The sequence below is a fragment of the Sphingopyxis sp. CR5 genome (assembly GCF_059693785.1).
In genome coordinates, this window is sequence record NZ_JCATIE010000009.1 from 165,202 (window position 1) to 178,120 (window position 12,919).

The window sequence follows — 12,919 nt, forward strand, 5'->3', positions numbered from 1 at the left end:
GGGCCGCGTCAGTCGGCGTCGAGCCCGTAAGCCGTGTGGAGGACGCGAACCGCAAGCTCGGTCTCGTCCTCGTCGATCAGCACGCTGACCTTGATCTCGCTGGTAGAGATTGCCTGGATGTTGATGCCGCGGTCGGCGAGCGCGCGAAACATCGTGCTCGCCACCCCCGCATGGCTCTTCATGCCGACGCCGACGACGCTGATCTTTGCCACCTTGTCGTCGCTGAGAATACGGTTGAAGCCGATCTTATCCTTTCCCGCTTCGAGCAGGTCGATCGAACGGAGGAGATCGGCCGCGGGCACGGTGAAGGTCACGTCGGTCTCGCCCTTGTCGCGCCCGACGTTCTGGATGATCATGTCGACGTTGATCCCGGCCGCGGCGAGCGGCGCAAAGATATTCGCGACCCCGCCCGGCTTGTCGGGCACGCGCGTGACGATGATCTTCGCCTCGTTCTTGTCGTGGGCGATGCCGGTGATGAGCTGCCGTTCCATCTGGACTTCCTCTATTTCCTCGTCGCTGACGATCATCGTGCCCCGCTTCGGCGCCTCGTCGCCCTCGACGAAGCTGGAGAGCACCTGCACGCGCACGCCCTCTTTCATCGCAAGCCCGACCGAGCGCGTCTGGAGAACCTTCGCCCCGACGCTCGCGAGTTCGAGCATTTCCTCATAGGTCACATAATCGAGCTTTTGCGCGCGGGCCACGATGCGCGGGTCGGTGGTGTAGACGCCGTCGACATCGGTATAGATGTCGCAGCGGTCGGCCTTTACCGCAGCGGCGACCGCGACCGCGCTGGTGTCCGACCCGCCGCGCCCGAGCGTGGAGATGCGGCCATCGTCCATCATGCCCTGAAAGCCGGGGATCACCGCCACTTCGCCGCGCCCCATCGCCGCGAGCAGGGCGCCGGTTTCGATATCGGCGATGCGCGCGCGGGCATGCGCTTCCTCGGTGCGGATCGGCAGTTGCCAGCCGAGCCAGCTGCGCGCAGGGACGCCCATCGCTTGCAAGGTGAGCGCGAGAAGCCCCGACGTCACCTGTTCGCCCGCCGCGACGACGACGTCATATTCGGCGGGATCGTAGCGCGGGTTCGCCTCGCGACAGAAATTCACCAGCCGATCGGTCTCGCCCGCCATGGCGGAGACCACGACGGCAACCTCGTTGCCCGCGGCGGCTTCGCGCGCGACGAGCTTTGCGACGGTGCGAATCCGCTCGGTGCCCGCCATCGACGTGCCCCCGAATTTCATCACGATCCGCGCCATTTCGCCCTGCCTTCTTCGCCTGGTTTCGCCCGCGACTTCGTCGCATTTCCGCGAGCCTCGCGCTGTTAGGGAAGGGCGCGCGCGAAGGCAAGGCGGCGAAGGGCGCGCGCCGATATATTTTCTTCGCGCGGCGCAAACAAAAGCGCCGATTACGGCGCGCGGTCACTCGTCGCGGTAATTATCTTGCGCCGGGCCGGGGGCGGTGCCACACCGCGCGCATGAACCAAGCGACCATCCATCCGCACGAGGCCGCGCATTTCGGGGCGCTCGCCGCCGACTGGTGGGATCCCCACGGGTCCTCCGCGATGCTTCACCGCCTGAACCCGGTACGCCTGTCCTATATCCGCGCCCAGATCGACGCCCACTGGCATTTCGATGCGCGCCAGCGCCATCCGCTTGCGGGCAAGCGCGCGCTCGATGTCGGCTGTGGCGCGGGACTGCTGGCCGAACCGCTTGCCCGGCTCGGCGGCGATGTGACCGGGGTCGATGCCGCGCCCGAAAATATTGCCGCGGCGCGCGCGCACGCGGCCGGGCAGGGGCTCGCGATCGCCTATCATGCCGGCGAACTGGCGGCGCTGCCGGCCGCGACCTTCGATCTTGTCACCTCGATGGAAGTCGTCGAGCATGTCGCCGATCCGGCGGTCTTTGTCGCCGGACTGGCCGCGCGACTGGCGCAGGGCGGGCTGATGATCCTTTCGACCCCGAACCGCACCGCGCTGTCGAAGCTGCTGCTTGTCGAGGCGGCCGAGCGGATCGGCGCGGTGCCGCGCGGCACGCACGACTGGGATCAGTTCCTGAAACCCGAGGAACTCGAAGCGCTGCTGGCGGGGGCGGGGCTCGAGGTCATCGACCGCACCGGCCTGTCGCCATCGCCCGCGCGCGGTTTCAAGCTCGGCGGCAGCGAGGCGCTGAACTACCTCGTCACCGCGCGGCACGCGGGATGAGCGGCGCGCGCGATCCGCGCGTCGACGCCTATATCGCGAAGGCGGCGCCCTTCGCGCAGCCGATCCTCACCCATTTGCGCGAGCTGATGCACCGCGAAGTGCCGGGGGTCGAGGAAGCGATCAAGTGGAGCATGCCCTTCTTCACGCTTAACGGCAGCCCGCTCGCCAACATGGCGGCATTCAAGGCCCACGCGGCCTTCGGCTTCTGGCGCCATGCGGAGGTGACGGGGAAGGACGAGCGCGAAGGCGCGATGGGCAGTTTCGGAAAGCTCGTCAGCCTCGACGACCTGCCGAGCGATGCCGAGCTTGCGGCGCTGATCGCCAAGGCCGTGGCGCTCACCGGCGAGAACAAGCCCAAGCCGGCGCCGGTCAAGCGCAAGCCGGCGCTCGACCTGCCCGACGACCTTGGCGCCGCGCTCGCCGCCAATGGGGCGGCGCAGGCGCAATGGGACGCCTTCTCGCCGGGCAAGCGCCGCGACTATATCGAATGGGTGGTCGAGGCAAAGCGCGACGACACACGCGCCAAGCGGATCGCCACGACGATCGCGCAGGTCGCCGAGGGCAAGGACCGCAACTGGAAATATAAGAGCTGCTGAAGGGCTCCGGATTGAGTCCGGATTCAGATCGCCGGCCGAATGGCCTTTCGGAAGCGGATCGAAACCGTGCGCGGCCGACCTTGATCGAGCCACATCGTCACCTCGCGGTCCATATCGGCACCATTATAGCCGAATATGTTGATTTCTCCTTCGCCGGGCACGAATTGCCCCACTGAATGATGGGCCGGCACGTCCCGAAAGTAGGCAAGTAGTTCGCCGCGGCTCTCCAGGCACGGCTTGCCTTCGATGCCGGTGCATTTGATCTTGTTGTTCGGCAGTGTTTCTAGCGCACTTATCAACACCGTTTGCCGCCATCGTTGGGAGGCAAAGTCGCTCGCATCCGCCGCGGACGTCCAGCCCGCCATATCCCCCGTAAGTTCGCGGCAGGTTTCGAGTGCGGCCGTCGGAGATTCCGGTGTCTCTGCAAGGCTTCGGTAGCGTCCCGTCCGGTGCACGGTGTCGAAGTCATGTTCGGCGATCGTGCCGTTCCGGATCACGAGCCGCGTCATTCTGGCATGACGCTGGTCCTTGCCGTTGTAGCGCATCACGATTGCAATTCGCGGCTGCTCGCAAATCGACTGCCGCTCAACGCGAGGTTTCAGAACAAGATCAATATAGAGACCATGATAACCGCCGCCCGGAAGGGCGACCTGTTCGCGCACGATCGCCTTCACGACCTGATCGGCGACGACAGGGAAAAGCTCGGCGGCCAACCGCTTCGCCTCCGCTTCTTCATATTCGAAGCTGGTGCCGGGATAGCCCGACTGGAACTCCGGAAGGGCAAAGCCCTGTATTGGTTCCGATTGTGCCGGTTCCTCTGCTTGCGCCGTTGCCGACGACATGATGGCAAGAAACGCAAACGCGGCAAGTCTATCGTTGCATCGGTTCACAATCGCCCTCCTCAGCTGGAGTATTGGCCGGACTAGCGCGCGGCCTTGGCCACGAAAATAGGCAGGCGATGTTTACAAGCTGTGGAGAGACGGGTGGCTCAAAAATCCACATCCTCATAATATTTCGGCGGGGCGATGATTTCCATGCGCTCGGCCAGCAGCGGGCGGAAGCTGGGGCGCGACTTCAGTCCCGAGTACCAGCCCTTGGTCTGTTCATGCCCGGCCCAATCGATCCCGCCCAGATAATCGGCGACCGAGATATGCGCGGCGGCGGCAAGGTCGGCGAGGCTCATCGTCGCACCGGCCAGCCAGGTGCGATGATCGATCAGATAGTCGATATAATCGAGATGCTGGTTCGCGGCCTTCATGGCCTCGCGCAGCGCACCGCCGTCGGGGGGCTGGCGATGGACGATACGCTTTTGCATGCGCTCGAACAAAAGCGGGCCGGTTACCTCGAAATAGAAATCCTGATCGAACCAGGCGACGAGACGGCGGATTTCGGCACGCTGGGCCGCGGTGCCGTTGATCATCGCCTTGCCTTCGACGGTTTCCTCGAAATATTCGGCGATCGCGTTGCTGTCGATCAGCACCTGCCCGCGTCCCTGATCGACCATGACCGGCGTGCGCCCGGCAGGATTGAGATCGATGAATTCGTCGCGGCGCTCCCAGGGCGATTCGCGCAGCAGGTCATATCCCACACCCTTTTCGCCCAGCAAAAGGCGGATCTTTCGCGAGAAGGGACACAAGGGGAATTGATAAAGCTGCCACATGAGTGCCGCATTAGCGGCAGCGGGGCGCGGCGCGCAACGGCTATGGTGCCGTGCCTGTGGACAAGGGGGTAGCGGGCGAGGGGGTAGCGGGCGAGGGGTTAGCGGCGACGTGCGGCGGCGCGCTCGCGGTCCCACTGTGCGGCCATGTCGCGCGCCATGTCCTTGAGCACGGGGGCATAGGCCGACAGGGCCGCGGCCATGTCGCCCGCCATGTGGGCCCCGGCACGCACGTCGTCGCCAAGCCGCTCGCCATAATCGGGATCGCGGCCGGCAATCTCGCCGAGCGTCGCGTCGGGCGGGATATAGGCCGCGTCGGAATCGGGGTCGACACGCGCCACGGCTTCGGCGAGCGGGCCGACGCGCATCTGCATCAGCGCGCCGACCAGCGCTGCGACGCTGTCGGCCATGCGGTCCTGCATTGCAGGATCGTTCAGTGCCGCCGCGGTATCGTCCAGCGACGTCTCGGCAGCCGCGGCGGGCAGGGGCGCCGCAAGCGCAGCAGCGGGGAGGGCAATCAGCAACAGGCGGCGCATGGCGTCATCCTTTCCGAACCGATGCGTGGACGCATCGTGCGCGCTATCATGGGATGGAGACGCTTGCCCTGCGCTGAACGTGGCCGCCAATGCGATGAACTGCACCGCATCGGCGACCAAATCTATTCGGCGGCGACCGTTTCGGCCGGTTCGGCATCGCTCAACGGGTGGGCAAGGCGGCCGACCATTTCCTTGGGGCACACCTGCCAGAATTCGCCCTTGCGGCGATCCCAGTCGGACAGGATTTCCTCCGACCATTTGCTGCCGGTCGCCTGCGCATGATCCGCGATCAACTCCTTGAGCACGCCCTCCCAATGCGCGCTGTCCAGTCGTTGCCACTGGATCGATTCGCCATTGGCGCGCCGTTCGAAAGCGCCGTCGATGTCGAGCACGAAGGCCATGCCGCCCGTCATGCCGGCGCCGAAGTTGGAGCCGACCGAGCCCAATATGACTGCCGTACCGCCGGTCATATATTCGCAGCCATTCGCGCCGCAGCCCTCGACGACGACATTGGCGCCCGAGTTGCGGACCGCGAAGCGTTCGCCCGCCTGACCCGCGGCGAGCAGCGTGCCCGCGGTCGCGCCATAAAGGACGGTGTTGCCGACGATGCTGTTTTGCTGGCTGACCAGCGGGCTCGATACGGTCGGACGCACGATGATGCGGCCACCCGACAGGCCCTTGCCGACATAATCGTTGGCGTCGCCGAATACCTCAAGCGTGATGCCCTGGCACAGGAAGGCGCCGAGCGACTGCCCCGCGGTCCCGCGCAGCCGGATTTCGACATGGCGGTCGGCGAGTCCCTTCATGCCGAACCGCTTTGTCACCTCGGCCGACAGGCGCGTGCCGACGGCGCGGTGCGTGTTGCGGACGTTGTAGGTCAGCTGCATTCGCTCGCCGCGCTCGAACAGCGGCTTCGCGTCGCTCAGGATTTGCGCGTCGAGGCTGTCGGGGACAGGGTTGCGGAAATGCGGTCCCTTCGAGCGGCGCTGGTCGTCGGGCGCATCGACCTTTGCGAGGATCGGATTGAGGTCGAGGTCGTCGAGATGTTCGGCGCCGCGGCTGACCTGGCGCAGCAACTCGGTGCGGCCGATCACCTCGTCGAGGCTGCGGCAGCCGAGCTTGGCCAGGATTTCGCGCACCTCCTCGGCGATGAAGGTCATCAGATTGATGACCTTTTCGGGGCTGCCGGTGAACTTTGCGCGCAGCTTTTCGTCCTGCGTGCAAACGCCGACCGGGCAGGTGTTCGAATGGCACTGGCGCACCATGATGCAGCCCATCGCGACGAGGCTGAGCGTCCCGATGCCATATTCCTCGGCACCGAGGATCGCCGCGATCACGATGTCGCGCCCGGTCTTGAGCCCGCCGTCGGTGCGCAGCCGGATGCGATGACGCAGGCCGTTGAGGGTCAGCACCTGGTTGACTTCAGACAGGCCCATTTCCCACGGCGTACCGGCATATTTGATGCTCGTCTGGGGCGAGGCACCGGTGCCGCCGGTGTTGCCCGAAACAAGGATCACGTCGGCGTGCGCCTTGGCGACGCCCGCCGCCACGGTGCCAATGCCCGCCGAACTGACGAGCTTTACGCAGACGCGCGCCTTCGGATTGATCTGTTTCAGGTCATAGATGAGCTGTGCCAGATCCTCGATCGAATAGATGTCGTGGTGCGGCGGCGGCGAGATCAGCATGACGCCGGGCGTCGAATGACGCAGCCGCGCGATGAACTCGGTGACCTTGAAGCCCGGAAGCTGGCCGCCCTCGCCGGGCTTGGCACCTTGCGCGACCTTGATCTCTATCTCGTCGCACGCGCCGAGATATTCGGCGGTGACGCCGAAACGACCGCTCGCGATCTGCTTGATGTTGCTGTTGGCGTTGTCGCCGTTGGCGTAGGGCTGATAACGTGAGCTGTCCTCGCCCCCTTCGCCCGATACCGCTTTCGCACCGATACGGTTCATCGCGATCGCCAGCGTCTCGTGCGCTTCGGGCGACAGGGCGCCGAGCGACATGCCGGGGGTGACGAACCGCTTGCGGATCTCGGTGATCGCCTCGACACTGTCGAGCGCCACGCCCTGCGCCGGATAGTTGAACTCCATCAGGTCGCGCAGATAGACGGGCGGCAGGTCGGCGACCCCGCGGGCGAATTGCAGATAGGTCGAATAGCTGTCGGTTGCGACCGCGGTCTGCAACAGGTGCATCAGCTGCGCCGAATAGGCGTGCGCCTCGCCGCCCGCGCGCTGGCGATAGAAACCGCCGATCGGCAGGGTGGCGACGCGGCTGTCATAGGCCGCCTCGTGCTTGTCCGACGCGTTGATCAGCAGCGATTGATAGCCTTCGCCCGAAATCTTTGCCGGCATGCCGGGGAACAGGTCGTTGACGAGCGCGCGCGACAGGCCGACGGCCTCGAAATTATAGCCGCCGCGATAGCTGGAGATCACCGCGATCCCCATCTTGGCCATGATCTTGAGGAGGCCGTCGTCGATCGCCTTGCGGAAACGCTGGCGGCAATCGTCCATCGACAGATCGCCGAACAGGCCGCGCGCCTGGCGATCGGCGATCGTCGCTTCGGTCAGATAGGCATGGACCGTCGTCGCACCGACGCCGATCAGCACGGCAAAGCCGTGCGTGTCGAGCACTTCGGCCGAGCGGACGTTGACCGACGCATAGCTGCGCAGTCCCTTGCGAACGAGGTGCGTGTGAACCGCCGCGGCGGCGAGCACCATCGCGACGCCGATGCGGTCGGGACCGATATTCTGGTCGGACAGGAACAGCTCGCTGCGCCCCGCGCGCACCGCATCCTCGGCCTCGCGGCGGATGCGCGCGATCGCATCGCGCAGGGTCGACGCGTCGCCGCCTGCAGGGAAGGTGCAGTCGATGTCGGCGACGGCGTCGCCGAAATAGGCGCGCAGCCGGTCCCAATCGTCGCCGACGAGCACCGGCGAATCCATGACGAGGACGTGCTCGCTCTGTCCCTTTTCGTCGAGGATGTTGGCGAGGTTGGCAAATCGCGTCTTCAGGCTCATCACGTGCCGTTCGCGTAAGGAGTCGATCGGCGGGTTGGTGACCTGGCTGAAATTCTGGCGAAAGAATTGCGCGACGTGGCGCGGCTTGTCCGAAATGACGGCAAGCGGCGTGTCGTCGCCCATCGACCCGATCGCTTCCTTGGCGTCTTCGACCATGGGCGAGAGGATCAGTTCCATATCCTCCATGGTCAGCCCCGCCGCGACCTGACGGCGCAGCAGTTCGGGGCGATCCCAGTCGGGGAGGCTCGACCTGCCGCCCCTGGGAAGGTCGCGCATCGTGCGGAAACCCTTGACCCGCGCGGGATAATCGTGCGCGCCCGCGATCTTGTCCTTGATCGCGCGGTCCTCATAGAGCGTGCCCTGGTCGAGATCGACCGCGATCATCTGGCCGGGGCCGAGGCGGCCCTTCTTGCGAATGCTCGCTTCGGGCAGCACGACCATGCCGCTTTCGGAGCCGACGACGAGCAGATTGTCCGCGGTCAGCGTGTAGCGCAGCGGGCGCAGCGCGTTGCGGTCCATCCCCGCGACCGCCCAGCGGCCATCGGTCATCGCGAGCGCGGCGGGACCGTCCCACGGTTCCATGACGCTGGCGAGATAGCTGTACATCGCCTTGTGCGCGTCCGGGACGTCGGGGTCGCTCGCCCACGCTTCGGGGACGAGAATCAGCTTTGCGGTCGGCGCGTCGCGCCCCGCGCGGCACAGGGTTTCAAACACCGCGTCGAGCGCGGCCGTATCCGACGCCCCCGCCGGGATCACCGGCTTGATGTCTTCCGAATGTTCACCGAACGCAAGGCTCGCCATCTTGATCTCGTGGCTGCGCATCCAGTTCTTGTTGCCGCGGATCGTGTTGATCTCGCCGTTGTGCGCGAGGGTGCGGAACGGCTGCGCCAGCCACCATTGCGGGAAGGTGTTGGTCGAATAACGCTGGTGAAAGATCGCGACGCGGCTTTCGAACAGCTTGTTCGTCAGGTCGGGGTAGAAGTCGGCCAGGCTTTCGGCGAGGAACAGCCCCTTGTAGATGATCGAACGGCACGACAGGCTGCAGATGTAGAAGTCCGCGATTTGCGCCGCGATCACCTTCTTCTCGATGCGGCGGCGCACCAGATAGAGCTGCTTCTCGAATTCGGCGAGCGAGGCGTCGCCCGGCATCGGGCCGGCGATCATGATCTGCTCGATCTCGGGGCGCGTGCGCTGCGCCTTGTCGCCGATCACCGAGACGTCGACCGGCACCTGCCGCCAGCCATAGATGGTATAGCCAGCCTCGATGATCTCGGACTCGACGATGGTCCGGCACGCTTCCTGCGCGCCCAGATCGGTGCGCGGCAGGAAGATCATGCCGACGGCGAGGCGGTTCGGCAGCACCTTGTGCCCCGATGCCGCGATCGCATCGTCGAAGAAGCGTTCGGGAAGGTCGACATGGATTCCCGCCCCGTCGCCGGTCTTGCCGTCGGCATCGACCGCGCCGCGGTGCCAGACGGCGCGCAATGCCTCGATCGCCGCCTCGACGACGCGGCGCGACGGCTTGCCATCGGTCGCGGCGACCATTCCGACACCGCAGGCATCGGATTCGAGGTCGGGGCGATAGAGGCCCTGTTCGGCGAGGCGCCGATGCTCGGGGGTGGGATAATGGGTCATGTCTTCGTTCCTGACGGGTATCGCCCTATTCGGACGGATCGGTTCGGCCAAGGCGTTTGCGCGCGGCAGCGATCGCGGCCTCCTCGGCTTCATAGGCGGCCGCCGATGCTTTGGTGGCGGCGGTTTCGAGGTCCTCGACGCGCCGGCGGTCGGCGTCGGACCAATTGTCGCGGTTCCACGCGGGGTCGGCCGCGTCCTCGACCGCGTCGGCGGCTTCTTCGGCGGCGTCCGCCGCGGCGTCGGCCACTTCGTCGGTGCCGCTCCAATCCTCTTCGGCAGGCTCGGCGTCGAGAGCGGCTTCGCTCCACATCGTGCGATTGTCCTCGAGCGTCTTGACGTCGACCTTCATCATCTTCGCGAGCTTTTTCATCTCGACGTCGCTGAGGTCGGCCAGCGCGCGTTCCTGGGGCAGGTCCTTGAAATCCTCGGCGATTGCCGGCGCGCGGTCGATGAATTTGAGCACCATCGGCGGCACGGCCTTCGCGACCGCGAGCATCACTTCGGGATCAGCCTGCGCGGCCATCCATTCCTGCGCATAGGCGTGACCCGTCGGGGTCGCGAAGAAGGCGTTGAGTTCGCCAAGCTGCTGGGCCGAGAATTTGCGCGCATAGGCCTTTGCCATTCCCTCGCGCATCGGCGGTTCCAGATCGGCGAGCGCCTCGCTGATCAGCGGCTTAACGACCTTGGTGATCTGCTCTTCGCGCTCTTTGCGGTGCGGGTCGAACAGGTCGGCGATCGCGGTCTTGGTGCCGGCATCGAGCGCGGCGATCTTGTCGCTTTCGACCCCCGTCTTGATCGACAGCATCAGGTCGGAGGCGCCATCGGCTTGCGCCATGATCGTCTTGAACATCTTGCCGTACAGATTGTCCATCATCCGCTCGAGGCTGCCCGACGGGACCAGCGCGGCGGTTGTCTGCTGCGCAAGCGCCAGGCGCGCAGGCTCGATCGGCGGGAGGTCGCTGGTGTCGAACATCGCCTCTATCAGCGCGATGACCTCGTCCATTTCCTTCTGCATCTTCGCCTTGGCGGCGGTAACATCGTCGTCGCTGATTGCGCCGGGGTCGCCGGCATCCGCAACATTCGTCGCGGCCTCGTCCTGCGCCGCAAGGGCCGGGACCGGCGCCAGCGCCAATGCGCCGGCCAGCAGATATGCTCTGGCTCTGATCATCATGTCACTATCCCCCACTTCGGTCGATCATGCCTGGTCCGGCGTATCGGCGCCGACGGCTTCCAGGTCCTTGCGCAGCCGCTCCAGTTCGGTCGGCAATCGATCCATGCTCGCCGCGATCGACTGGCGCTGCCAGGCAGCGATATCGGGATCGGACATGATGCTCATCGATTCGGTCATGTAGGCGCGTCCGGTCGGCGTGTTGAAAAAGGCCTCGATCTCGCCAAGCTGTCCGACGGTGAAACGGCGGGCATAGGCGCGTGCCATCGCGTCGAACAGGCCGGGAAGCTGGTCGTTGACCTGGTCAAGCGTCAACTGTTGTTGCCGCGCGAGAAAACGGTCGAACACCGCCTTCACCTTGGGATCCTGAAGCTGCTCTTCGGCGCTGAAGCGCTGCTCCATGCCGGCCGATATGTTTGCCATCGTTGCCGATACGATCTGCGCCATCATCGCTTGGCGCTGCGATGCCGGCATCATCGCGTCTATCAGCTTTTCGGCCGCTGCGACGCGATCGGGCGCCGGCGTCTCGACGGCAGGCCCGGCAGCAGATTGCGCGTGAAGCGGCGCGGCAACCAGCGCGCTCGCGAACAGCAAGGCTTTAACGATCGACATATTATTCCCTCCCCTGTTGGTCAGGCTGCCTTCTTTTCGCTTTTGGCCTTCGCTTTCAACCATTTCGACATCTGTTCGCTGACATCGCGGCCGTCCCGGATGCCCCAGACGACCAGGCTTGCGCCGCGCACGATGTCGCCCGCGGCGAAGACGCCGGGCAGGCTGGTCATCATCGTCTGATGATCGACGCGCAGCGTGCCCCAGCGCGTGACGCTGAGATCGGGCGAGCCGAAAAGGTTGGGGAGCTCCTCGGGATCGAAACCCAGCGCCTTGATCACCATGTCGGCGGGGACGTCGAACTTGCGGCCCGGATCGGGTTCGGGGCTGCGGCGGCCGCTCGCGTCGGGCGACCCCAGCCGCATCCCCGCGACCGCGACCTCTTTGACTTGCTTGTCGGCGGTGAAGCTCTCGGGCGCAGACAGCCAGACGAATTCGACGCCTTCCTCTTCGGCGTTGGCGACCTCGCGCTGCGATCCCGGCATGTTTTCGCGGTCGCGGCGATAGAGGCATTTGACCGACTTCGCGCCCTGCCGCACCGCGGTGCGGACGCAATCCATCGCGGTGTCGCCGCCGCCAATCACGACGACATGCTTGCCGTTCGCGTCGAGACGACCGTCGTCGAACGCGGGCACTGCGTCGCCAAAGCTTTTGCGGTTCGAGGCGATCAGATAGTCGAGGGCCGGAACGACGCCTTCGGCCGCGTTCCCCGGCACGTTGATCTCGCGCGCCTTGTAGACGCCGGTCGCGATCAGCACCGCGTCATGTTTCCGCCTCAGCTCATCGAGCGTGGCGTCCTTGCCCACCTCGAACCCCAGGTGAAAATATATGCCGCCCTCTTCGAGCCGCTCGACGCGCCGCATCACGACGTCCTTCTCGAGCTTGAATCCCGGAATGCCATAGGTCAGCAGTCCGCCCGCGCGATCATGCCGGTCATAGACATGCACCTCGTGCCCCAGGACGCGCATATATTCGGCGGCGGTCAGCCCGGCGGGGCCGGCGCCGATGACCGCGACCGACTGGCCGGTCGCCGGGCTGGCGACGATCGGTTCGACCCAGCCCTCGGCCCAGGCGGTGTCGGTGATATATTTTTCCACGCTGCCGATCGTCACCGCGCCGTGACCCGAAAATTCGATCACGCAATTGCCTTCGCACAGCCGGTCCTGCGGACAGATGCGGCCGCAGATCTCGGGCATGGTCGACGTCGCGTTCGACAGTTCATAGGCTTCGCGCAACCGCCCTTCGGCGGTCAGGCGCAGCCAGTCGGGGATATGGTTGTGCAGGGGGCAATGAACCGAGCAATAGGGGACCCCGCATTGCGAACAGCGAGCCGCCTGCGCATCGGCATCGGGCGCCGCATAGCGCTCGGCAATCTCGCGAAAATCGCGAGCGCGCTCTTCGGGCGAACGCTTGTCGGGGTAGGATTGGTCGCGCCCCACAAATTGGAGCATCCGTTCGGCAGCCATGATGATTCCCTTCGTTGAAAGGGCAAGAGCATGGC

At 65.5% G+C, this 12,919-nt stretch carries 10 protein-coding genes; 2 read left to right on the top strand and 8 right to left on the bottom strand.

What is annotated here, in order from left to right; genetic code table 11:
* Window positions 1-8 precede the first annotated feature (8 nt).
* On the bottom strand, window positions 9-1,256 hold the full coding sequence (locus tag AC58D2_RS15045; RefSeq protein WP_497391747.1) for an aspartate kinase: 1,248 nt from the start codon (window positions 1,254-1,256) through the stop codon (window positions 9-11).
* Between the two features lie 218 nt (window positions 1,257-1,474).
* On the opposite strand from AC58D2_RS15045, the gene ubiG reads away from it, so the two are divergent.
* On the top strand, window positions 1,475-2,200 hold the full coding sequence (gene ubiG, locus AC58D2_RS15050; RefSeq protein ID WP_497391749.1) for a bifunctional 2-polyprenyl-6-hydroxyphenol methylase/3-demethylubiquinol 3-O-methyltransferase UbiG: 726 nt from the start codon (window positions 1,475-1,477) through the stop codon (window positions 2,198-2,200).
* On the top strand, window positions 2,197-2,796 hold the full coding sequence (locus AC58D2_RS15055) for a YdeI/OmpD-associated family protein (RefSeq protein WP_497391751.1): 600 nt from the start codon (window positions 2,197-2,199) through the stop codon (window positions 2,794-2,796). Before ubiG ends, AC58D2_RS15055 begins: the two co-directional genes overlap by 4 nt.
* A gap of 23 nt (window positions 2,797-2,819) precedes the next feature.
* On the opposite strand, the gene AC58D2_RS15060 is transcribed toward AC58D2_RS15055, so the two are convergent.
* The 7 genes from AC58D2_RS15060 to AC58D2_RS15090 form a co-directional block, all read right to left on the bottom strand.
* On the bottom strand, window positions 2,820-3,686 hold the full coding sequence (locus AC58D2_RS15060; protein ID WP_497391753.1) for a hypothetical protein: 867 nt from the start codon (window positions 3,684-3,686) through the stop codon (window positions 2,820-2,822).
* Between the two features lie 98 nt (window positions 3,687-3,784).
* Window positions 3,785-4,456, bottom strand: a complete 672-nt coding sequence (locus AC58D2_RS15065) for a glutathione S-transferase family protein (protein ID WP_497391755.1) — start codon at window positions 4,454-4,456, stop codon at window positions 3,785-3,787.
* A gap of 98 nt (window positions 4,457-4,554) precedes the next feature.
* Window positions 4,555-4,989: a hypothetical protein gene (locus tag AC58D2_RS15070; protein ID WP_497391757.1), complete on the bottom strand. Its 435-nt coding sequence runs from the start codon at window positions 4,987-4,989 to the stop codon at window positions 4,555-4,557.
* Window positions 4,990-5,111: 122 nt separating this feature from the next.
* Complete coding sequence (gltB, locus tag AC58D2_RS15075) at window positions 5,112-9,641, bottom strand: glutamate synthase large subunit (protein WP_497391759.1); 4,530 nt, start codon at window positions 9,639-9,641, stop codon at window positions 5,112-5,114.
* A gap of 25 nt (window positions 9,642-9,666) precedes the next feature.
* A complete protein-coding gene (locus AC58D2_RS15080) occupies window positions 9,667-10,812 on the bottom strand; it encodes a DUF2059 domain-containing protein (RefSeq protein WP_497391761.1) in 1,146 nt (381 codons plus the stop codon).
* A gap of 24 nt (window positions 10,813-10,836) precedes the next feature.
* Window positions 10,837-11,421, bottom strand: a complete 585-nt coding sequence (locus tag AC58D2_RS15085) for a DUF2059 domain-containing protein (protein ID WP_497391762.1) — start codon at window positions 11,419-11,421, stop codon at window positions 10,837-10,839.
* 20 nt (window positions 11,422-11,441) lie between these two features.
* Window positions 11,442-12,884, bottom strand: coding sequence for an NAD(P)-dependent oxidoreductase (locus AC58D2_RS15090; RefSeq protein WP_497391764.1), 1,443 nt, complete (start codon window positions 12,882-12,884; stop codon window positions 11,442-11,444).
* Between the last annotated feature and the right edge of the window lie 35 nt (window positions 12,885-12,919).

Bases quoted from the DNA above. Each gene is read 5' to 3' on its own strand.
- AC58D2_RS15045 (WP_497391747.1), bottom strand. From the start codon at position 1,256: ATGGCGCGGATCGTGATGAAATTCGGGGGCACGTCGATGGCGGGCACC.
- ubiG (WP_497391749.1), top strand. From the start codon at position 1,475: ATGAACCAAGCGACCATCCATCCGCACGAGGCCGCGCATTTCGGGGCG.
- AC58D2_RS15055 (WP_497391751.1), top strand. From the start codon at position 2,197: ATGAGCGGCGCGCGCGATCCGCGCGTCGACGCCTATATCGCGAAGGCG.
- AC58D2_RS15065 (WP_497391755.1), bottom strand. From the start codon at position 4,456: ATGTGGCAGCTTTATCAATTCCCCTTGTGTCCCTTCTCGCGAAAGATC.
- AC58D2_RS15070 (WP_497391757.1), bottom strand. From the start codon at position 4,989: ATGCGCCGCCTGTTGCTGATTGCCCTCCCCGCTGCTGCGCTTGCGGCG.
- gltB (WP_497391759.1), bottom strand. From the start codon at position 9,641: ATGACCCATTATCCCACCCCCGAGCATCGGCGCCTCGCCGAACAGGGC.
- AC58D2_RS15080 (WP_497391761.1), bottom strand. From the start codon at position 10,812: ATGATGATCAGAGCCAGAGCATATCTGCTGGCCGGCGCATTGGCGCTG.
- AC58D2_RS15085 (WP_497391762.1), bottom strand. From the start codon at position 11,421: ATGTCGATCGTTAAAGCCTTGCTGTTCGCGAGCGCGCTGGTTGCCGCG.
- AC58D2_RS15090 (WP_497391764.1), bottom strand. From the start codon at position 12,884: ATGGCTGCCGAACGGATGCTCCAATTTGTGGGGCGCGACCAATCCTAC.